Annotated in this window: 22 protein-coding genes and 1 pseudogene; 12 read left to right on the forward strand and 11 right to left on the reverse strand. The window is 59.4% G+C overall.

Annotation, left to right across the window (positions count from 1 at the left end; all coding sequences use genetic code 11):
* Window positions 1–106 precede the first annotated feature (106 nt).
* Complete coding sequence (locus AACW30_RS20055) at window positions 107–328, reverse strand: hypothetical protein (protein WP_200623184.1); 222 nt, start codon at window positions 326–328, stop codon at window positions 107–109.
* Between the two features lie 145 nt (window positions 329–473).
* A complete protein-coding gene (locus AACW30_RS20060; protein WP_200623187.1) occupies window positions 474–830 on the reverse strand; it encodes a DUF6124 family protein in 357 nt (118 codons plus the stop codon).
* A 277-nt stretch (window positions 831–1107) separates the two neighbouring features.
* On the opposite strand from AACW30_RS20060, the gene AACW30_RS20065 reads away from it, so the two are divergent.
* The 3 genes from AACW30_RS20065 (at window position 1108) to tal (ending at window position 4555) form a co-directional block, all read left to right on the forward strand.
* Complete coding sequence (locus AACW30_RS20065) at window positions 1108–2106, forward strand: hypothetical protein (protein WP_200623189.1); 999 nt, start codon at window positions 1108–1110, stop codon at window positions 2104–2106.
* A 200-nt stretch (window positions 2107–2306) separates the two neighbouring features.
* Window positions 2307–3293 carry a tRNA dihydrouridine(20/20a) synthase DusA gene (gene dusA / locus AACW30_RS20070; RefSeq protein ID WP_200623192.1) on the forward strand — a complete coding sequence of 329 codons (987 nt, stop codon included), beginning with the start codon at window positions 2307–2309 and terminating at the stop codon, window positions 3291–3293.
* Window positions 3294–3628: 335 nt separating this feature from the next.
* Complete coding sequence (gene tal, locus AACW30_RS20075) at window positions 3629–4555, forward strand: transaldolase (protein WP_200623193.1); 927 nt, start codon at window positions 3629–3631, stop codon at window positions 4553–4555.
* 201 nt (window positions 4556–4756) lie between these two features.
* On the opposite strand, the gene rssC is transcribed toward tal, so the two are convergent.
* The gene (rssC, locus tag AACW30_RS20080; protein ID WP_003172602.1) at window positions 4757–5239 is read right to left on the reverse strand and encodes an anti-sigma factor antagonist RssC; all 483 of its coding nucleotides are present in this window, start codon (window positions 5237–5239) and stop codon (window positions 4757–4759) included.
* Window positions 5239–6420 (reverse strand): two-component system response regulator RssB, encoded by a 1182-nt coding sequence (gene rssB, locus AACW30_RS20085; RefSeq protein ID WP_064451404.1) that lies wholly within the window; start codon window positions 6418–6420, stop codon window positions 5239–5241. The genes rssC and rssB overlap by 1 nt, the downstream gene beginning before the upstream one ends.
* Window positions 6421–6696: 276 nt before the next feature.
* Between rssB and AACW30_RS20090 the strand changes: the two genes are divergently transcribed.
* Window positions 6697–6993, forward strand: a complete 297-nt coding sequence (locus AACW30_RS20090) for a PilZ domain-containing protein (protein ID WP_106576914.1) — start codon at window positions 6697–6699, stop codon at window positions 6991–6993.
* A gap of 60 nt (window positions 6994–7053) precedes the next feature.
* Here the strand turns inward: AACW30_RS20090 and AACW30_RS20095 are convergent, their stop codons facing one another.
* Window positions 7054–7743, reverse strand: a complete 690-nt coding sequence (locus tag AACW30_RS20095; RefSeq protein ID WP_106576915.1) for an MlaA family lipoprotein — start codon at window positions 7741–7743, stop codon at window positions 7054–7056.
* Between the two features lie 196 nt (window positions 7744–7939).
* Between AACW30_RS20095 and AACW30_RS20100 the strand changes: the two genes are divergently transcribed.
* Together AACW30_RS20100 and AACW30_RS20105 are read left to right on the forward strand one after the other, a co-directional pair.
* Entirely contained in the window at window positions 7940–8548 is a 609-nt protein-coding gene (locus AACW30_RS20100) for a phosphatase (protein ID WP_106576916.1), read from the forward strand.
* A gap of 110 nt (window positions 8549–8658) precedes the next feature.
* A complete protein-coding gene (locus AACW30_RS20105) occupies window positions 8659–8925 on the forward strand; it encodes a DUF4404 family protein (RefSeq protein WP_106576917.1) in 267 nt (88 codons plus the stop codon).
* A 135-nt stretch (window positions 8926–9060) separates the two neighbouring features.
* Here AACW30_RS20105 and queF read toward each other — a convergent pair whose 3' ends face one another.
* A complete protein-coding gene (queF, locus tag AACW30_RS20110; protein WP_124416724.1) occupies window positions 9061–9891 on the reverse strand; it encodes an NADPH-dependent 7-cyano-7-deazaguanine reductase QueF in 831 nt (276 codons plus the stop codon).
* 66 nt (window positions 9892–9957) lie between these two features.
* The gene (gene copI / locus AACW30_RS20115) at window positions 9958–10509 is read right to left on the reverse strand and encodes a copper-resistant cuproprotein CopI (RefSeq protein WP_200623195.1); all 552 of its coding nucleotides are present in this window, start codon (window positions 10507–10509) and stop codon (window positions 9958–9960) included.
* Between the two features lie 156 nt (window positions 10510–10665).
* Between copI and AACW30_RS20120 the strand changes: the two genes are divergently transcribed.
* On the forward strand, window positions 10666–11346 hold the full coding sequence (locus AACW30_RS20120) for a heavy metal response regulator transcription factor (protein ID WP_200623197.1): 681 nt from the start codon (window positions 10666–10668) through the stop codon (window positions 11344–11346).
* Complete coding sequence (locus AACW30_RS20125; protein WP_200623333.1) at window positions 11343–12698, forward strand: heavy metal sensor histidine kinase; 1356 nt, start codon at window positions 11343–11345, stop codon at window positions 12696–12698. The genes AACW30_RS20120 and AACW30_RS20125 overlap by 4 nt, the downstream gene beginning before the upstream one ends.
* Before the next feature lie 115 nt (window positions 12699–12813).
* Here AACW30_RS20125 and AACW30_RS20130 read toward each other — a convergent pair whose 3' ends face one another.
* Genes AACW30_RS20130 through AACW30_RS20140 form a run of 3 tightly spaced genes read right to left on the reverse strand, consistent with a single transcriptional unit; the run spans window position 12814 to window position 16060 of the window.
* Window positions 12814–14058 (reverse strand): lipoprotein-releasing ABC transporter permease subunit, encoded by a 1245-nt coding sequence (locus AACW30_RS20130; protein WP_106576921.1) that lies wholly within the window; start codon window positions 14056–14058, stop codon window positions 12814–12816.
* Between the two features lie 60 nt (window positions 14059–14118).
* Complete coding sequence (gene lolD, locus AACW30_RS20135) at window positions 14119–14802, reverse strand: lipoprotein-releasing ABC transporter ATP-binding protein LolD (RefSeq protein ID WP_164487915.1); 684 nt, start codon at window positions 14800–14802, stop codon at window positions 14119–14121.
* A gap of 7 nt (window positions 14803–14809) precedes the next feature.
* Complete coding sequence (locus AACW30_RS20140) at window positions 14810–16060, reverse strand: lipoprotein-releasing ABC transporter permease subunit (protein WP_119739210.1); 1251 nt, start codon at window positions 16058–16060, stop codon at window positions 14810–14812.
* Window positions 16061–16154: 94 nt separating this feature from the next.
* Between AACW30_RS20140 and AACW30_RS20145 the strand changes: the two genes are divergently transcribed.
* On the forward strand, window positions 16155–16739 hold the full coding sequence (locus AACW30_RS20145; RefSeq protein WP_119739208.1) for a PilZ domain-containing protein: 585 nt from the start codon (window positions 16155–16157) through the stop codon (window positions 16737–16739).
* 44 nt (window positions 16740–16783) lie between these two features.
* Entirely contained in the window at window positions 16784–17506 is a 723-nt protein-coding gene (locus tag AACW30_RS20150) for a glycerophosphodiester phosphodiesterase (protein ID WP_106576925.1), read from the forward strand.
* A gap of 42 nt (window positions 17507–17548) precedes the next feature.
* Here AACW30_RS20150 and sthA read toward each other — a convergent pair whose 3' ends face one another.
* Complete coding sequence (gene sthA, locus AACW30_RS20155; protein ID WP_005786183.1) at window positions 17549–18943, reverse strand: Si-specific NAD(P)(+) transhydrogenase; 1395 nt, start codon at window positions 18941–18943, stop codon at window positions 17549–17551.
* Window positions 18944–19178: 235 nt separating this feature from the next.
* Here sthA and AACW30_RS20160 point away from each other — a divergent pair, with 235 nt between their 5' ends.
* A complete protein-coding gene (locus AACW30_RS20160; protein ID WP_200623199.1) occupies window positions 19179–19721 on the forward strand; it encodes a chalcone isomerase family protein in 543 nt (180 codons plus the stop codon).
* Window positions 19722–19871: 150 nt separating this feature from the next.
* Window positions 19872–21165 (forward strand): annotated as a pseudogene (locus tag AACW30_RS20165) (MFS transporter).
* The last annotated feature ends 132 nt before the right edge of the window (window positions 21166–21297 follow it).

The following is a 21297-nucleotide window of genomic DNA, read 5'->3' on the forward strand; positions in this document are numbered from 1 at the left end:
GCCCCAGACCACCACAATCCTAATGTGGGCATTCTAAAGATGGGAGGGGGCTTGCCCCCGATAGCGGTGGGCCAGTCAACACACCTCTGACTGCCCCACCACCCCATCAATCATCATGCAACAACCCCGACCCATACTCCCCATAACTACTCCCCAACCCACCGCCGCCAAAATTCATCTTGGCGGTCTTGCTCGGGCTATGGTCCCCAAACGCCTGGCATCCGCCAGAGAAACAAGGGTCATCACTGCCGCCCGACGACCCCGTCGAACAAGCGCCCAACAGCAGCGTGCCAGCAATCAGCGCGACTTTAACCAGGTTCGAGATCATGTTTTCAGTTCCCTATGGGCTGGAGGTGCGGGGGGCCTCTCTTAAGTGGGAGCGTAGTCCTCAACGGTGCGGGGAATTATGAAACTTTGCTGGGTGACAGCGTGGGTTCAGGTTGCCGCCTTGGGTTAGGCGGCGGGGTTGGGGGTCAGGCTGTGGCGGCAGGCGCAACTTGGTCTTGGGCTCGGGCGATGAGTAGGGCGCTTAGGTCGATGAGTTGCTGGATGCCCAGGATGATGGCGCGGTGCGGGTCTTCGAGGTCGAAGGCCAGGGTGGCGGCCATTTGGTTTGCGGAGTCGAGGTTTTCGGCGGCGTTGGCTAGGAGGGTTTCGGTGTCGATGGTTGGATTGATCAGGAAGAGGTTATCGATTGAACGTTCGAGGGTAGCGGCTTCGTCGGATGGAGGCATGTGATGCTTGATGGCTCGCTGGGCTACGGCTTGAAGCTTGGGATCGACGGGCGATGCGCTTTGATCCATTGAAGAAGTCCGGGTGTTGTTGTGCATGGGCGAAGCTCCAAATATGTATGGGAGTTAAAAACGCCTTAGCAATACGGACTTCCACCTCCGGCCGCTGGGATTGCAGCAGCTTCAGGAGGTTAGCGATGGGTTTTCTGAGGGGCAAGCTGAAAAAAGTGTGGGAAATTTCAAAGTGAATACTGTGATACGAATCGATAGATCTAATACCCGAGCAATGAACTCAAATAGTTAAATGCAAAACCCACACCGAATGATGTCAATATGATATCATTCAGCACCTACTATCATAAATCTAAGGACAGCTATGGAAACTAGCGAAATACTCATATGGACATTAAGCTACATATCTATTGCATTAAAATGCTCTGGCATATTCGCGTGGGTTCTCCTAATTATTTTCATATGGCTTAAATATTCAAAAAAGAGCCAGCACAAGCTGCTCTCGAGCATGCCAATTAAGATACTTAGACTATTGGCGCACAGAGGCATTATATGGCTAATGCTTGTCAGCGCCGCATATATGCCACTGCGCTACATATCGCCGCATGGAATATATTATATCAGCGAATTGAAGATTTTACTTTACTCAATATTGGTAGGCACAGGCTTGCGGCTAATTATAGGACACAAGGGCTTAGGCATTCCATTGGGGGAAGGCCTGATAATGACTGTCGACAGAGCTCCAAAGCTACCGTTCAAGCTTTCAAGCTATGTTATCAGTTTTCACGTAGATAAAGACTTCCCCAAGAAACGCCGTACAATTACAAACCAAATAGCAAAAACCATTAATACCATCAAGGCACTTGACACAAGATATGACTTTATACTAAAAAGCTGGATGTTTTCGGACCGCGATAGCGTAGATCCAACTTCTACCTACTACATTAGATCGCGCATGTACCTCTTACAGAGCACACTTAAAACTTTCCTCCTATTTCTACTGATTTCGCTGGCAGTTTATGCCTACTCTGCCTATTCAGACGAAAGCTACGACTTTCTGAAGACGGTTTTAGCATTAATCATAGCAACTATAGGTGCAACAGCACTATCAACTGCTTTCATAATTCACCTCACAAAGAGAAGAACTCGAGCCGTCTGTTCGACCTTTAATTCAGTTTTGCCCTCCAATGCAACTCGGATACTTGCCCGAGAACTCGCCAGAAAAACAGCTAATTGCGACTATAATTTCATTACGCCTCAACCAATGCCAGCGTTTCACATTATTTCATTTAGCCTAATAGAAACAGCAGTTATTAAAGACTGCGTCGGCACAGAGACTGGATTCGTACTCATCCGACTTTAAAACAGACATCCAGCTAGAGGGGGGGGGGGCAGGCCATCAATGGGATATGGAGGTCAGCCCTCGTCTTCAGATACTTGTCATATTTCGCGTGCAGCTATGTTACGTGCTATATGGTTAGAGGCACACCACACGCTCTACTACTCCCAAGACCCATCCCTGATAAACTGCGCCCCATTCGCCTCGCTAACTCAGATCCCCCAATGCCCCTACAAACCGCTCCCCTCTCCCGCCGCTTCTCCGTCGCCCCGATGATGGATTGGACCGATCGCCACTGCCGGTTCTTCCTGCGCCTGCTCTCCAAGCGCGCCCTGCTCTACACCGAGATGGTCACCACTGGCGCGATCCTGCATGGCGACCACGACCGCTTCCTGCGTCACAACGAAGCCGAGCACCCGCTCGCGCTGCAGTTGGGCGGCAGTGTCCCCGCCGACCTCGCCGCCTGCGCACGTATGGCCGAGGCAGCCGGTTACGATGAAGTGAACTTGAACGTCGGCTGCCCGAGTGATCGGGTGCAGAACAATATGATCGGCGCGATCCTGATGGCGCACCCTGCCTTGGTGGCGGATTGCGTGAAGGCGATGCGCGATGCGGTGTCGATTCCGGTGACGGTGAAGCATCGGATCGGGATCAATGGGCGCGACAGTTATGCCGAGTTGTGTGATTTCGTCGGGACGGTGAGGGATGCCGGGTGCACCAGTTTTACGGTGCATGCGCGGATTGCGATTCTGGAGGGGTTGTCGCCGAAGGAGAATCGCGACATTCCGCCGTTGCGCTATGACGTGGCGGCGCAGTTGAAGCAGGATTTCCCGGAGTTGGAGATTAATCTCAACGGCGGCATCAAGACGCTGGAGCAGTGCCAGGAACATTTGCAGGTGTTTGATGGGGTGATGTTGGGGCGGGAGGCTTATCACAATCCGTATTTGCTGGCGGAGGTGGATCAGCGGTTGTTTGGCAGTGAAGCGCCGGTGGTTGGTCGGGCGGAGGCGTTGGCGCTGTTGCGGCCTTATATTGCGGAGCATTTGGCCAGTGGCGGGGTGATGCATCACATTACGCGGCATGTGTTGGGGTTGGGGACTGGGTTTCCGGGGGCTCGGAAATTTCGGCAGATGTTGTCGGTGGATATTCATAAGGCGAGTGATCCGTTGGCGTTGTTGGATCAGGCGGGGGAGTTGTTGGAGGGGCGGTGATGGTTTTTGGGTGTCAGGGGGTTATTTGGGGCTGACAGGCCGCTTTCGCGAGCAAGCCCGCTCCCACAGTTTTGGGTGATGGGTGTCAGGGGGATGTTTGGTGGCTGGGCGGGCGTTATCGCAGGCAAGCCAGCTCCCACATTCTAAACGGGGTGGTCATCGGGCAGTTGGGTTGAACCTGTCGGCGGTTTTGGTCTCCTAGTTAGCAGTACGGCCGGTGATTCAAACGGCTGTTTTCAGGTTGTTGCCCTCGCAAACGATCGAACGCATTTGCGCCCTTGAGCGCCTGCCGGCGCTCGGGTAATGTCATCAGACCCACAGGACAGAGCACGCCCATGACTTCCAAGCTGGAACAACTCAAGCAATTCACCACCGTTGTAGCCGATACCGGCGACTTTTCCACCCTCGCCAAGCTCAAGCCGCAAGACGCCACTACCAACCCTTCCCTGCTGCTCAAGGCCGCTTCGATCTCAGGCTATGCCAAGCTGCTGGATGAGTGCGTGAAGGACTGCAACGGCGACGTGGGCCTGGCCAGCGACCGTTTTGCGGTGGCGGTAGGTCAAGAGATTCTGAAAGTCGTGCCGGGCCGTATTTCCACCGAGGTGGATGCGCGCCTGTCGTTCGACGAAGCCGCCATTCTCAAGCGTGCGCACCGTCTGATCGACCTGTACGACAAAGCCGGCGTTGGCCGCGACCGTGTGCTGATCAAGATCGCCTCCACCTGGGAAGGCATCCGCGCGGCGGAGAAGCTGGAAAAAGAAGGCATTCAGACCAACCTGACGCTGCTGTTCTCGTTTGCCCAGGCCGTCGCCTGTGCCGAGGCTGGCGTGTTCCTGATTTCACCGTTCGTGGGCCGTATCTACGACTGGTACAAGAAGGCTAACGGTAACGACTACACCGGTTCCGATGATCCGGGCGTGCAGTCGGTGACGCGCATCTACAACTACTACAAGGCCAATGGCTACAAAACGGTAGTGATGGGTGCGAGCTTCCGTAACCTGAGCCAGATTGAAGAACTGGCCGGGTGTGATCGCCTGACCATCAGCCCGGACCTGCTGGAGAAGCTGGCGGCCGATGAGGGCAAGCTGGAGCGCAAGTTGGCGCCAGGCCATGCCGGTGAAGCGCGGGTGCATTTGACTGAAGCGCAGTTCCGTTGGGAGTCCAACGAGGATGCCATGGCGACTGAGAAGCTGGCGGAGGGGATTCGTCAGTTTGCTCGGGACCAGGAGAAGCTTGAGGCGCTGTTGACTGCCAAGCTGTAAACGCGGCGGTAGCAAAAAGGGCGGCACCCTCGCGGGTGCCGCCCTTTTTTGTGCCTTTCGCTGGTCTCAAGCCAAGCGCAGCTCAACTGTGGGAGCGGGCTTGCTCGCGAATGCGGTCGGTCAGCTAAAAATTTACTGACTGACACACCGCTTTCGCGAGCAAGCCCGCTCCCACATTTGGATTGGGTTTCAACAGGGAGCCTAGTGGCGTTCCAGGGCGTTCACGAGGTCGTGGAAGGCTTCGCGGTTGGACTCGTTCAGGCCCATCAGGATCTTGTGCGCTTCGAGCACCTTGACCCGTACCACTTCTTCAGACTGGTCTTGCGACGGCAGGTCGGTCAGGCATTCCGGGCATGGGATCGGGCGGTCAACGATGTTGAACACCTGGTCGAAGCCCATGGACTGCAGCAGCCGGGTGATGTCTTCGTGGGTGGTGACCACAGTCGGCAACAGGCCGACCTTCTGCCGAGACAGAATGGACAACTTGGCCAGCAGGCCCAGGGTGGTGCTGTCGATGCTGCGGGTTTCGGTCAGATCGATCACGATCGCCGAGAAATTCAGGGCAGTGAAAATCCGCTCAATCGTTGCATCCAGCGCCGAACACAAGGTCAGGCGCACTTCACCGACAAACTTCAGGACGAAGGTCCCGTCTTGCTCGGCGAATTGGATTCTTCCGGTACTCATCAAAGATTCCTGCTCAACACCAATAGGGCGATATCATCCGGCATCTCCCCTAGCGTGGCCAATCCAAAAACCTGCCGCAGGCCATCCAGGCTGCCGCCTGCCGACTTGACCTTTTCAGGCAAGGCGGCTTCTTTCTCTTTGAGTGTAGGCTCTGGAAGCAGGTCCAGGATGCCGTCGGACATCAGCGTCAGGCTGAAGGTCGGCGGCAGTTCCAGGATGTGGTCTTCGTAGGTGGCTTCATTGAACAAGCCCACCGGCAGACCACGGCCTTCCAGGTAACGCACACTGTCTGGAGTGTATAAAACCGGCATCGGCAGGTGACCGCCGATGCTGTAGGTCAAAAGACCGGTTTCTTCATCTATAACGCCGCCGACCATCGTTACGTGCTTACCCAGCTTGCAGCTGATCAGGCCTCGGTTGATGTGGCCCAGCACCTCGGAGGGGGTGAACTCCGGCAAGGTGCCATTGCGCTTGGATTCGAACAACAGCCGTGTGGTCATGAACTTCAACAACACGGTGACAAAAGCTGAGGATGCACCGTGGCCGGAAACGTCGGCCAGGTAGAACGCCACACGCCGCTCATCCACACGGAAATAGTCGACAAAATCACCCGACAGGTACAGCGACGGGATGATCTGGTGCGCGAACTTGAACTCATCAATGGTCCAGGGGCTCACCGGCAGCATGTTCATCTGCACCTGGCGACCGGCGTTCTGGTCTTCCTGAAGCAGGTTGAGGCTGGCTTCGAGTTCGCGGTTGGCGGTTTCGAGCTTTTCGCGGTAGCGCTGGTTTTCGAGCAGCAGGCGGGCACGGTCCAGTGCGCGGCGCACCGAGTGCTCCAGCACGGCCAGGTCTTCCAGGGGCTTGATCAGGTAATCGGCGGCGCCCAGGCGCAGGGCCTCGACGGCATCGTTCATCACACCGGCACCGGACACGACAATCACCGGCGTCTGCGGGGCGAGCTCAGTCACCTGGCGAATCAGCTCGAGGCCGCCCATCTGGGGCATGCGCAGGTCGCAGATCACAAGGTCGGGCTTGTCGCGCTCGAATACCTGGAGACCCTGTTGGCCATTGCTGGCCTGCAGGACGCTGAAGCCACTGTCTTCCAAATAGGCCGCGAGGCTCGCGCGCACTACTTCGTCGTCATCGATTATCAGCAGCGTGGCACTGGTTTTTTGCATGTGGGCAAACGGCGCCAGAATTAGGTTGGCGTAGGCGGCTCGGCAATGGCCGGGCTCACGTACTGGATTCGCTTTCTAGCCACTCTGTCCTACAAAGCATTGGGATTTCGCCCATGCACAACGGTAAAGCAGAGGTGCCCTTCTAAGGCGCAGACGGTACTCCCATCCGTCAGGGGTTTCAAGCTCATGCCGATGGTCGCCGGGCGTCTTTACACCGCAAATCACCGGGAGTTATAAGAACACCCACGACCACAACACAAAGTAAGGATGGAACCCGTGAGCGAACACGAGCGCGACTACGCCGAAAAACGCGATTTCATCCGCATGCGAGTGGATGCCGATGTGTCGCTGATCCACGCCGGACAGGAGATTGCCGGGGTCTGCGTGGACCTCTCCAGCTCCGGTATGCAGGTTCAAGCACCCCGCCAGTTTCAGGTGGGCGACCCGTTGACCGTGCGCATTGACTCGGAACACGCCGCCCTCGCGGGCCTGGAGGCAGATACCGAAGTGGTGTGGGCCAAAAACGAGGGCGAGCGCCAGCACCTGGGCCTCAAGATCCTGAAAATGCACTAAAAGCCGTGCACAAAAAAGGCGACCACTCGGGTCGCCTTTTTCATTTCAAAACGTCACGGCTTAAAAATCGTCGACGACCTTGCCGTCTTTGACCTTGAACTCGCGGTTCTGCAGGTAAGCGTTACGGATGAAGGTGTACTTGTCACCGGTGATCAGCTTCTCGCTGTCGAGCAGGCTGGCACGGGTATCGACAATGTTCAGGCCGAAGGTGCTGTTACGCCAGCCGATGTCGTTCATGTAGCGGTACGGTTGGGTGTAGCTGTCGACGTACTTGGACGGCGCATCACGCAAGGTGCTTGGGCCGAGCAGCGGCAGCATCACGTAAGGACCGCTGCCGACGCCCCAGTAACCGAGGGTCTGGCCGAAGTCTTCATCGTTGCGTTGCAGCCCCATTTTGGTGCCGACATCAATAAAGCCCAACACGCCAAAGGTGGTGTTCATCAGCAAGCGGGCAGTGTCGACACCGGCCGCGTGCGGCTTGAGCTGGAAAACGTCGTTGGCAAAGTTGCCGACATCACCGATGTTGCGGAAAAAGTTATGGATGCCGGTCTGGACGAATTGCGGGGTGACAAACTGATAGCCCTGGGCCAATGGCTTGAGCGCGTAAGTGTCAACGGTGTCGTTGAAGGTGAAGATCGGACGGTTAACGGCTTCCCATGGATCATCTTCCGACGCAGCGTTAGCGGCGAACGGGGCCAAAAGAACAGTGGCACACACAGATAGCTGAGCGAAATAGTGGCTCCAGCGCATAGCTTTGGCTCCTTGAATGGTCTGTCATGGGCGCTATGCCCTGAATAAGGCCGTCAGTATATGACGGAAGTGTCGAATAAGGCATCCAGTAGGATCGCTCTCATAGGAAATGCACAAAATTCCTACAATTACTGCCGATGTCACGCGCTTGTCATCCAGCCCCGATAGCGTCACAGCTATTTCAGGGATGTTGAAAATGCCTCACGCCGAGATTGCCGTCGCCAGCGCACCCTCCTTGACTGCCGTACTGTTTGGCCTTAGTGGCTGCCTGGTGGATTTTGGTTCCCTGGCGCGCACCGATAGCCCTTGCCCCGACTCTCATGCCACACCTGGCGCGCTGAAAATCCTGCGCAGCCTCAAAGACCAGGGCGTGCCCTGCGCTTGGCTGGATGAACTCCCTGGCGCGGTAACCACCCCTCTGGCCGCCGTACTGCCTGATTGGCTCAAAGCCGCATCGCCCTCCTCGATTCGCTGGCCGGCGCCGCATGCGTGCTGGCAGGCCTTGATGGAGTTGAACATCGAACGCCTTGAAGGCTGCGTGCTGGTCAGCGGCGAACCACGCTTGCTGCAATCGGGGCTCAATGCCGGGTTGTGGACCATTGGCCTGGCGTCCTGCGGCTCACTGTGCGGCCTGGCGCCCGAACAATGGCAGGCGCTGACCGAGCAGCAACGCGAGCACAAGCGCGCCAAGGCCACGGTGGCGCTGTATGGCTTGGGCGTGCATTCGGTGATCGATCACCTCGGCGAGCTCGGCACCTGCCTGGCGGACATCAGCCTGCGCCAGCTCAAAGGCGAGAAGCCCTGATCGAGATCATGCACGGTCGGCGCCGGTGGATTAATCTACTGCTCAGCCCGTAGACCTTTCCCGGCGTGCCGCGGTCTATGCCAGTGCCTATCGATAAAAGGAAGAACGCCATGCCTGCCCGCGAACAGTTGAAAGACCAAGTCAGAGAATTGCGCGAGCAATTGAATAGCGACCCGCTGATGTCGGCGGAGAAACGCGACGAACTCGAAGCATTGATTGCCGAACTTGAAGTTCAAGAGCCTTTGGAAGGCGCGATTCAGGACCCCAGCATTGCCGATGGCGTGAACCTGGCGGTGGAACGCTTCGAGCTGGACCACCCAGGCATTGCCGGGACCTTGCGCAATATTGTGGTGACGCTGGGCAATATCGGGATCTAACCCGAGCCCAGCCAAACACAGAACCAAAATGTGGGAGCGGGCTTGCCTGCGATGACGGTGTATCAGTCGCCAGATGTATGACTGAAAGACCGCTATCGCAGGCAAGCCCGCTCCCACATTTGTTTTGCGTGAACGCTACTGGCGGGCCAGGCGCAGGTTCTGGAACTGCATGGCCTCAGTGCTGCGATAAGGGTTGATATCCAACCCGCCGCGGCGCACATAGCGCGCATACACGGTCAGCTTCTGCGGCTTGAGCAAACGCTGCAGGTCGAGAAAGATTCGCTCAACACATTGTTCATGGAAGTCTGAGTGCTGGCGAAAGCTGACGATGTATTCGAGCAGGCTGGCGTGATCCAACGCGTGGCCACGGTACTCGACCACCACACTGCCCCAATCCGGCTGGCTGGTGACTGGGCAATTGGATTTGAGCAAGTGGCTGTGCACGCTCTCCTCGACAATGCGCGAGTCATCGCAACGCAGCAGTTCCGGGCGCGGGTGTTCGTAGTTGCTGACGCTGATGTCGAGGTCGTCAATGCACGCGCCCGGCAGCGCTTGCACGCCTTCGGCTTCAACCTCGGCCAGGCTGCGGATGCGCACGCTGACCGGCTTGCCGGCGGCGGCGCTGAGGTCGGTGCGCAGTGTCGCTTCCAGGCTGGCCGTGTCGGCAAACGCGGTCTGGTTCAGCGAATTGAGATACAGCTTGAAAGACTTGGACTCGATGATGTTCGGCGAGTCGGCCGGGATGCTGAACTCTGCGATAGCCACTACCGGCTTGCCCGATGGCAGCAGCCAGGACAGCTCGAAGCAGTTCCAGAAATCCACCCCTTTATACGGCAGGGTTTCGGCGCTCAGGCCCAGCTCGGCCCACTTGGCGGCGCGAGGGATCGGGAACAGCAACGATGGGGTGTACGTGGAGATGTATTCACTGGACTTGCCCAGCGGCGAATGTTCGGCTGCGGGATGCATGGCGGAAACCTGGCTAAATAAACCGCGCCAGTCTACCAGCCTTTGCTCCCGCCCTTAAGAATCGCCTCACTCAACGGTCAGTGTGCCGACCATGCCCGCCTGGTAATGCCCCGGAATGTTGCAGGCAAACTCAAGGCCCGTGGCCTTGGTGAAGGTCCAGGTCAGCTCGGCGGTCTTGCCCGGCTCGACCAGCACGCTGTTGGGATCGTCATGCCGCATGCCCGCCATATCGCCGTGCCCCATCGCACTGTGGTCCATCTTGCCCATGCCGGTGGCGGTGGCGGTGGCGGTGGCGGTGGCGGTGGCGGTGAGCATGCCGCTGGCTTGCATCTTGAGCATTTCTTTTTGGTGTTCGGCGTGCATCACCGCGTCACCCAGGTTGAATTCGTGAAGCAACTGGCCTTTGTTCACCAGCACAAAGCGCACGGTCTCACCGGCTTTTACGTCCAACGCCTTGGGAGAAAAGGAAATGTCCTGCAGCACCACTTCTACCGTGCGCGTGGCTTTATCGGCGGCTGCCGGCTGGCCGAACGCGAAAGTATGGGCCGTGTCCGCCAGCGCATCAAAACTCAATGCCAGCAGGCAACCCGCCAATATCAGAGGTGTACGCAGCGCCATGTCGATTCTCCAAAAGTGTGTGAACGGCTCTGTCAGCACTCTAAGATGGCGCCGCTGCCAGCCAGCTGACTGCTAGATTACAACTTTGTCAGGTTGCGCCCCTGCCCTGGCACCCACGGTATAAAGCCCGTTGTTCACCGCTGCCAAGAGTCGCCCATGAAACTGCTGATCGTCGAAGACCAACCGAAAACCGGCCATTACCTGCGCCAGGGCCTGAGCGAGGCGGGCTTTACCACCGAACTGGTGGCCGACGGCACCAGCGGGCAGCACTTGGCACTGACCGGTGATTACGACCTGCTGATCCTCGACGTGATGCTACCGGGCCGCGACGGCTGGCAAATTCTGCAAGCGGTACGCGGCGCCGGCCTGGACATTCCTGTGCTGTTCCTCACCGCCCGCGATGCCGTGGAAGACCGCGTGCACGGCCTGGAACTGGGCGCCGACGATTACCTGGTCAAGCCGTTCGCCTTTTCCGAACTGCTGGCCCGCGTGCGCAGCCTGTTACGCCGTGGCAGCAGCGCGCCACAGGAAACCGCGCTGCAACTGGCCGACCTGCGCCTGGACCTGATCCGCCGCCGCGTCGAACGCGACGGCCAGCGTATCGACCTCACCGCCAAGGAATTTTCCCTGTTGGAACTGCTGCTGCGCCGCCAGGGCGAAGTACTGCCCAAATCGCTGATCGCCTCGCAGGTGTGGGACATGAACTTCGACAGCGACACCAACATTATCGAAGTGGCCATCCGCCGCTTGCGCCTGAAAATCGACGACCACTTCCCCCACAAACTGATCCACACCGTGCGCGGCATGGGTTATGTGCTGGAGGAGCGGTGCAATTGATCAAGCGCCTGTCCCTGGCCAGCCGTCTGGCGCTGCTGTTTGCGGCGTGCACCGCCGTGGTGTCGTTGCTCGCCGGCGTGCTGTTCAACCACGCCAGTGAGGCGCACTTTATCGAGCTGGACCAGCAACAACTCGACAGCCAGCTGGTGGCGCTGCGCAGCACTTTGCAGGGGGTCGACTCGCCATCATTATTTGCGCAACGCGAAGCGCAACTGCGCGCCGAGCTCAATCGCCAACCCGAACTGGCGCTGCGCGTTACTGCCCAGGGCCAGCGCTGGTTTGACGGCGCGCCCGGCATCAGCCTGCCTGAAGCGCCGGGCTTGCACAGCCTGCAAAATGCCGGGACTGAGTATCGCGTGTACAACGCGCCGCTGGTCGCCGGCCAACCCGGCTCGCCGCGACTGACGCTGATGCTCGACATCACCCATCACCAGCACTTCCTGCAACGCATGCAGCACCTGATCTGGCTGACCGTCGGCCTCTCGGCCCTGGCCACCGCGCTGCTCGGCGCCTGGGCCGCGCGCAGTGGGTTGCGGCCGCTACGGCGCATGGGTGAAGTGGCCGCCAGCGTGTCGGCGCACTCCCTGACCCAACGCCTGCCCCAGCAGCACATGCCGGTGGAGTTGGCTGAACTGGCCCAGGCCTTCAACGCCATGCTCGGGCGCCTGGACGACGCCTTCCAGCGCCTCTCGGCCTTCTCCGCCGATATCGCCCACGAACTGCGCACGCCTCTCTCCAACCTGCTGACCCACACCCAAGTGATCCTCACCCAGCCGCGCCCGCTGGAGGACTACCGCGAGGCGCTGCACAGCAACCTGGAAGAGTTGCAATGGATGGCCCAACTGGTGAATGACATGTTGTACCTGGCCAAGGCCGACCACGGCTTGCTCATGCCCAAGCGCGAGGCTCTGGTGCTGGACGATGAAGTGGAAGCGTTGATCGAGTTCTTCGCGTTGCTGGCCGAGGACGCGCACGTCAGCCTGGTGCGCGAGGGCACGGCGCATACGGCGGGTGATCGCGGCATGTTGCGCCGGGCGTTATCGAATTTGCTCGATAACGCGCTCAGGTTTACCCCGGCCGGTGGCGAGGTGCAGGTGCGGATGGTTGAGACCGAGCGAGGTGTGACGCTGGCCGTGGAAAATACCGGGGAAGGTATTCCTGCGGCGTTGTTACCGAAGTTGTTTGATCGGTTCTACCGGGCCGACCCGGCGCGCCGAGAAGGCAGCAGCGAGCATGCGGGGCTGGGGTTGGCGATTACCCAGTCGATTGTGCGGGCACATGGCGGGAGGATTTATTGCGAGTCTGGGGCGGACTGGACGCGGTTTGTGATTGAGTTGCCCAAGAGAGACTGATGCAAGCTGGGCCGGCCCCTTCGCGAGCAAGCCCGCTCCCACATTTGTCCGCGTACATCCTTTGGAAAGCGGTCGAATGTGGGAGCAAGCTTGCCTGCGATGGCGGTCTCAGCCCTTACGAATACCTGAGCGCATGTGCCGGCTCAATCTTCGCCGCCCGATACGCCGGGTAAATCGTCGCCAAAAAGCTCAACACGAACCCGGCCGTGCAAATCAGCAGCACATCCCCACCCTGCAGTTCCGAAGGCAGGTTGCTGACGAAATACACGTCCGAACTGAAGATATGCTGCCCGGTCACGCGCTCCAGCCAACCCACCAGTTCGCTCACGTTCAGCGCCGCAATCACGCCCAGCACGCCGCCGATCAAAGTGCCGACGATGCCGATCACGGTGCCCTGCACCATGAAGATCGCCATGATCTGCCGTGGCGTGGCGCCAATGGTGCGCAAGATCGCGATGTCGGCGCCCTTGTCGTTCACCACCATGATCAAGGTGGCGATGATGTTGAACGCGGCGACGGCGACGATCATCAGCAACAACAGGCCGATCATGGTCTTTTCCATCTTCATCGCGCTGAACAGGCTGCCCTGGGTGTGGGTCCAGTCATCCGGCTTGTAGGCCGCGCCGAGGCTGGCGGCGATGTCCGCCGAGACCTTCGGTGCCGCGTACAGGTCTTTCACCGCCAGGCGCACGCTTTGCACCTGGTTCGGCTGCCAATGCTGGATTTCGGCGGCGTCGGCCATGTTGATCAGGGCCATGGAGCCATCCAGCTCGGCGCCGACCTTGAAGATACCGACCACGTTGAGCCGCTGCATGCGCGGGGTGATGCCACCCGGCGCCGTGCTGATTTCCGGCACGATCAGGGTCAGCTTGTCACCCACGTTCAGGCGGAAGCGCCGTGCAGTGATGTCGCCAATGACCACACCGAACTCGCCGGCTTTCAGGTCATCCAGTTTGCCGCGCACGATGTGCTGGGCCACGATCGAGACTTTTCCTTCCTGGGCCGGGTCGACGCCGCTGATCTCGATCGGTTGCATCGCGCCCTTGTAGGAGAACATCCCATCCATCTGCGTGAACGGTACGGCGGCAGTCACTTGCGGGTTCTTCATGGCGGCGGCGGCCACCGGCTGCCAGTCATCAATCGGGTTCACGCCGACGATGGTCGCGTGGGGCACCATGCCGAGGATGCGTGAGCTCATTTCGCGCTGGAAGCCGTTCATCACCGACAACACCACGATCATCGCCAACACGCCCAGGGCGAGGCCGATCATCGAGGTCATCGAGATAAACGAAACAAAACGGTTGCGGCGCTTGGCGCGGGTATAGCGCGTGCCGATGAAAATCGATAACGGTCTGAACATTCGCGGGCACCGTTTAAAAAAATGAAAAAGCCCAGCGCCAGGCGCCGGGCTTGAAACGGGTCAGATGGCGACCAAGTGACCTTCCTGCAGGTGCAGCACGCGGTCCATCTGGCGGGCCATGCTCATGTCATGGGTCACCACCAGGAACGCGGTGCGCATCTGGGTGCTCAGTTCGAGCATCAAATCCTTGATGCCCTGGGCGGTGTGGGAGTCGAGGTTGCCGGTTGGCTCATCGAGCATCACCAGGCCTGGGTTGTTGACCAGGGCACGGGCAATCGCTACACGCTGGCGCTCGCCACCGGACAACTCGGCCGGTTTGTGCTCCAGGCGATGACCGAGGCCGACGCGCTCCAGCAACGCCTTGGCGCGCTGGCGCGCTTGCGGAATAGCAGTCTTGCCGATCAGCAGCGGCATGCAGACGTTTTCCAGCGCAGTGAATTCCGGCAGCAGGTGGTGGAACTGGTACACGAAACCCAACGAGCGGTTACGCAGTTGGCCACGCGCTTTCTCACCCAGGGCCGACAGCTCTTCGCCAGCCAGCCACACGCTGCCCTGGGACGGCGTATCCAGGCCGCCCAACAGGTTGAGCAAGGTACTTTTGCCGGAGCCGGAACTGCCGACGATCGCCACGCGTTCGCCCGGGTGCAGCTCAAGTTGCAGGTTGGACAACACCACCACCGATTCCGGACCTTCCTCGTAGGATTTGCCCAGGTTGCGGCAGCTCAGGATTGCTTTTTCACTCATGCCCGATTCACTCATAACGTAAGGCCTGTGCTGGCTGGGTACGTGCCGCGCGCCAGGCTGGATACAGGGTGGCAAGGAAGCTCAATACCAACGCGGCGCCGCCTACCATCAACACGTCCTGGGCCTGAACCTGGGACGGCAAGTAGTCGATGAAGTAGACGTCGGCGTTGAGAAACTTGTGACCGATGACTTTTTCCAGCGCGGCGATGGCGGCGCTGACGTTCAGCGCGGCCAGGATGCCGACCGCGGTGCCGATCAAGGTGCCGACCACGCCGATCACGGTGCCCTGCACCATGAAGATCGCCATGATCTGCCCCGGCGTGGCGCCCAGGGTGCGCAGGATGGCGATGTCACCCTTCTTGTCGTTCACCACCATCACCAGGGTGGAAATGATGTTGAACGCGGCCACGGCGACGATCAGCAGCAACAGCAGGCCGATCATGGCTTTTTCCATGCGGATGGCCTGGTAAAGATTGCCGTGGGTGCGGGTCCAGTCGCGGGCGTAGTACTGGGATTCACCCAAATGCTGGGCGATTTCCCAGGCGCCGCGCGGGGCGTCGAACAGGTCATTGAACTTGAGGCGCAGGCCCTGCACCTGATCCGGCTTCCAGCGGTGCAGGCGGGCCAGGTCGGTGAGGTTGGTCAGGCCTAGGTAGCCATCGATCTCACCGGCGCCGACGTGGAAGGTGCCGACCACGGTGAAGCGCTTCATGCGCGGGAACATGCCGGCCGGGGTCACTGTAACTTCCGGAGCAACAAACGTCAGCTTGTCGCCGACGCCCACGCCGAGTTTGGCCGCCGCCTTGTCGCCGATCACGATGCCGAAGCTGCCGGGCGCCAGGTCGTCGAGTTTGCCCTGCAACATGAACTTGTCGATGATCGACACGTTACGTTCCTGGGCCGGGTCGATGCCATTGAGCAGGATCTTCTGCACCTTGCCGTCGTTGGTCAGCAACCCCTGCATCTGGGTAAATGGCGCAACGGCCACCACCTTGGGGTTCTGCTTGACCTTGTCGGCAAGGCTGGGCCAGTCGCTGATGGGCGAATCGCCCTCGATGGTTGCGTGGGGCACCATGCCCAGCACGCGGGTGCGCATCTCATGATCGAAGCCGTTCATCACCGACAGCACCACGATCATCACGACCACGCCCAAGGCGAGCCCGATCATCGAGGTCAGGGAAATGAACGACACAAAATGATTGCGACGCTTTGCACGGGTATAACGCGTGCCGATAAATACGAAGAGAGGTCTGAACATGTCGGGGCTTGTTCGGAGGAAAAGAAGACGTCCCGGTGGCGGGGTCAGGTAAGCAGCTTTACACTCAGACCATTACCGCTACTTTGGGTTCGCCATGTCGACATTAGATGAAGAAGAACGCCGCGAATACTACCGTATCGACGACATGATCGCACTTCAAATCAGCACCCTCTCTGCCCCCGAAGCGGCGAGCAAGGAAGTGTTGCTGGATGATTCGCCGCTGTTCAACCTGCTCAGCGAATTGCACCTCAGCGAATTCGAAGCCCAGCACCTGCTGCGCCAGATCAGCGAGAAAGATCGCAGCCTGGCCGCCTTCCTCAAAGTCCAGAACAAACGCGTGGACCTGCTCAGCCAGATCATGGCGCGCGGCCTGCTGGATGAGGTGGGCGCACCGCAGCCGGTGATCCTTTCCGAAGGCGGCATCGACTTCAAGCACCCAACGCCGCTGGCGCCCGACACACACCTGGCGGTCAAGCTTGTGTTGATGCCCCAGGCACTCGGCTTGCTGCTGCGTGCCCGCGTGACGCATTGCGACGCCAAGGGCGACGGCTTTGACGTGGGCACGGAATTCGAATCGATGACCGATGCCCAACGCCAATTGCTGGCGCGCTACATCCTGCAGAAACAAGCCCAGGAACGACGCCTGGCGCGGGAACAAAGCGACGCCCAAGACACCTGAATTTCGTATGACCCCGCCGGGCTATCTGGCGCAAAGGAGCAACTGTGACCCTGATTTATGGCCACCGCGGTGCCAAAGGCGAAGCACCGGAAAACACCCTGACCAGCTTTCAGGAGTGCCTCAAGCACGGTGTACGCCGCTGCGAACTGGATTTGCACCTGTCCATGGACGGCGAGCTGATGGTCATCCACGACCCGACCCTCAAACGCACCACCGACCGGCGCGGCAAAGTCGTCGAGTATTCGGCAGCCGACCTTGTGAAGATGGACGCGCGCAAAGGCGGCCCGGGCTGGGTCAGCCCCTGCCCGATCCCACGCCTGGAAGAGCTGTTCGAAAAATGCGACTTCGATCACTGGCAGCTGGAAGTCAAAAGCGCTTCGCGCACCCGCGCCGCAACGACCGTACTGGCAATTCGTGAGATGGCCGTGCGTCATGGCCTGATGGACAAGGTCACCGTGACCTCAAGTTCGCGGGAAGTCTTGAAAGCGGCCGTGGAGCTTACCCCGGACCTGTCACGCGGCCTGGTCGCCGAATACGCGTGGCTCGACCCGCTGAAGGTCGCGCAAAACTACGGCTGTGAATACCTGGCATTGAACTGGACGCTGTGCACCCCCGAGCGTCTGGAAAAAGCCCAGCGTCAGGGTTTGCACGTGTCCGTGTGGACGGTCAACGAACCGGCGCTGATGCGCAGGCTCGCTGACTTCGGCGTAGATAGCCTGATTACAGACTTTCCCGGTTTGGCCACTGCCACCCTCGAGAATTACTGAAATCGGTCTCCCCGGCCGGCTCAGGCCACCGGCCGGAGCCGCTCAAAAAAGCCGGTTGAGGCCGTCATAGGCCGCTACCCGATAGGCTTCGGCCATGGTCGGGTAGTTGAACGTGGTGTTCACAAAATACTTGAGGGTATTTTGCTCGCCCGGCTGGTTCATGATGGCCTGGCCGATATGCACGATCTCCGAGGCCTGATAGCCGAAGCAATGCACGCCGAGGACTTCCAGGGTCTCGCGGTGGAACAGGATCTTGAGCATGCCTTGCGGCTCACCGGCGATCTGCGCACGCGCCATGCTCTTGAAGAACGCCTTGCCGACTTCGTAAGGCACCTTAGCCTTGGTCAGTTCGTGTTCGTTCTTGCCGATCGAGCTGATCTCCGGAATCGTGTAGATGCCGGTCGGCACGTCGTTCACATAACGCCAGCTGCCATTGTCGACAATGCTGCCGGCCGCTGAACGGCCCTGGTCATGCGCGGCACTGGCCAGGCTTGGCCAGCCGATCACGTCACCGGCGCCATAGATATTGGTCACGCAGGTGCGGTAGTTCTCGTCCACTTCGATCTGGCCACGGCTGTTGACCTTCACGCCGATGTTTTCCATGCCCAGCTTGTCGGTGTTGCCGGTACGGCCGTTGCACCACAGCAAGGCGTCGGCCTTGATCTTCTTGCCGGATTTGAGGTGCAGGATCACACCGTTGTCCAGGCCTTCGACCCGCTCGTACTCTTCGTTGTGGCGCACGGTGATGTTGTTGTTGCTGAAGTGGTAGCTCAACGCCTGGGAAATTTCCGAGTCGAGGAAGCTCAGCAACTGGTCGCGGTTATCCACCAGCTCCACCAATACGCCCAGGCCGCTGAAAATCGAGGCGTATTCACAGCCAATCACGCCGGCGCCGTAGATGATCAATTTGCGCGGGGTGTGGCCCAGGCTCAGGATGGTGTCGCTATCGTAGATTCGCGGGTGGTGGAAATCGATATCGGCCGGGCGATACGGGCGCGAACCGGTAGCGATGATGATGTGCTTGGCCACCAGCTTCTCGACCACGCCGTTGGCGCAGACCACTTCAACGGTTTGCTCGTCGGCAAAACTGCCGGTGCCGAAGAACAGGTCGACGCGGTTACGGGCGTAGTAGCCGGTGCGCGACGCGACTTGCTTGGAGATGACTTTTTCGGCGCTTTTCAATACGTCCGGGAACGAGAACCAGCGCGGCTCACCAATGGCCCGGAACATCGGGTTGGTGTTGAACTGCATGATCTGGCGCACCGAGTGACGCAAGGCCTTGGACGGGATGGTACCCAGGTGGGTGCAGTTACCGCCGACCTGGCGACGGCTATCGACCATCGCCACCTTGCGCCCAGCTTTGGCGGCGTTCATCGCCGCACCTTCTCCAGCCGGGCCGGAACCCAGTACCACCACGTCGTAGTTGTAGACAGCCATGCGTACTCCTCAGAACAGGCCAGGCGTACGGTTGGACGCCTGGCTAAATCATGCCGCGGCCAGCGGGCATGAAGGACAATTTGGCTCAAGTGTGTGAGCCGGGGCACAGTCTATAGAAGGCTCAACGCCGCGAACATTAACCCTTGGTCGCGTCGTAGGCCAGTCTTGCCTTTACTACAGAACCCGCAAATTGCAATTAGACTGCTGACACGCACCTTTTGCAGGAAGAGCCATTATGCGGCATGTCGTTTTCTGTTTATTGCTGATTTTCTGTGTGGCAGTGCAGGCCAGTGAGGCGGACCGCCTGAAGCAGGCCGGTTTTCCTGCGCAATCTCATGACCTGATGCTGAAAAACCAGGCGGTGCTGGTGTATCTCTGGGCGGATGTGTATGCGGCAGCGGTGTATGCCGCCGCCGACACCAGCGCCAAAGCCGCCTGGGACCAGCAAAAGAATCTGCGCCTGGCGCTGTATTACTTTCGCGACATCGACCGTAACGACGTGATCAAGGCGGCCACCACGACCTTGGAGCGCCAGCAAAGCAGCGCCACCCTCGCCCGCTTGAAGCCGCAACTGGACCAACTGCATGCACGCTTTCGCAATATCCGCAGCGGCGATCGTTACGCCCTGGACTTTCGGCCTGGGCGCGGCTTGAACCTGGAGATCAACGACAAGGTGTTGTTCAGCAGCCGCGATGAGGAATTGGCGAAAGCCTATCTCGGCATTTGGCTGGCGCCGAAGGGCTTGTCCGACAGCTTGCGCAACTCCCTCCTCAACTGATCAACACCCGCCAAGACACCTGCGCATTTAGTCAGCTTGCTATCAGTTTTTATTGCGGGTAGTGGCCAATACACATATGGTTACAAAGAAGCAGCAAGGATGAGCGATGACCTGGGATCACTAATAAGATAGCCAAAATGAGTGCATGACATGTCCACTACCACGGGCAAAGGCAAGGCGATTTTTCGCGTTGTCAGCGGCAACTTCCTCGAGATGTTCGACTTCATGGTCTATGGCTTCTACGCCACGGCCATTGCCAAAACCTTCTTTCCCACCGACAGCGCGTTTGCTTCCTTGATGCTGTCCCTGGCGACCTTCGGCGCCGGCTTCCTGATGCGGCCTCTGGGCGCGATCTTCCTCGGCGCCTACATCGACCGCCACGGCCGTAAGAAAGGCCTGGTCATCACCCTGGCCATGATGGCCGCCGGCACCGTCCTCATCGCTTGCGTCCCTGGCTATGCTGGGCGTGGCGGCGCCGTTGCTGGTGCTGTTTGGTCGCTTGCTGCAAGGTTTCTCCGCCGGCGTCGAGCTGGGCGGTGTGTCGGTGTACCTGGCCGAAATCGCCACACCCGGGCGCAAGGGCTTCTTCGTCAGCTGGCAGTCCGCCAGTCAGCAGGCCGCGGTGGTGTTCGCCGGGTTGCTCGGCGTGGGCCTGAACCACTGGCTCAGCCCCGAAGAAATGGGTGACTGGGGCTGGCGCGTGCCGTTCCTGATCGGCTGCCTGATCGTGCCGGTGATCTTCGTGATTCGCCGCTCGCTGGAAGAAACCCCTGAGTTCCAAGCGCGTAAACACCGCCCTACCCTGCAGGAAATTGTGCGCTCGATCGGTCAGAACTTCGGCATCGTCATCGCCGGCATGGCGCTGGTGGTGATGACCACCGTGTCGTTCTACCTGATCACCGCCTACACCCCGACCTTCGGCAAGGCCGAGCTGCACCTGTCGGACTTCGATGCGTTGCTGGTGACCGTGTGCGTGGGCATCTCCAATTTCATCTGGCTGCCGGTGATGGGCGCGGTGTCCGACAAGATCGGACGCAAACCCCTGCTGCTCGGCGCGACAATTCTGGCGATTCTTACCGCGTATCCGGCGTTGTCGTGGCTGGTGGCCAATCCGAGCTTCAGCCATCTGCTGATCGTGCTGCTGTGGTTGTCGTTCCTGTATGGCTCGTACAACGGTGCGATGGTGGTGGCGCTCACCGAGATCATGCCGGTGGAAGTGCGCACTACCGGGTTTTCCCTGGCCTACAGCCTGGCAACCGCGACCTTTGGTGGGTTTACACCGGCGGCCTGCACCTACCTGATCCACGTGCTGGACAACAAGGCAGCGCCTGGGATCTGGCTCAGTGGTGCGGCGATACTCGGCTTGATCGCTACATTGATACTGTTCAAGGGCAACCGGCATGAACTGCGCACTGCGCAGGCGTCAGTGGTGGGCGGCGCCTGATAGACCGCTATCGCAGGCAAGCCAGCTCCCACCTTTGACTGTATGCACACATCAACCCTGTGGGAGCCGGGCTTGCCCGCGATGAGGCCCGAACATTCACCACAAAACAGCAGCCATAAAAAAAGCCCCGAA

Source organism: Pseudomonas sp. MF6747 (genome assembly GCF_963890955.1).
Classification (GTDB): Bacteria; Pseudomonadota; Gammaproteobacteria; order Pseudomonadales; family Pseudomonadaceae; genus Aquipseudomonas.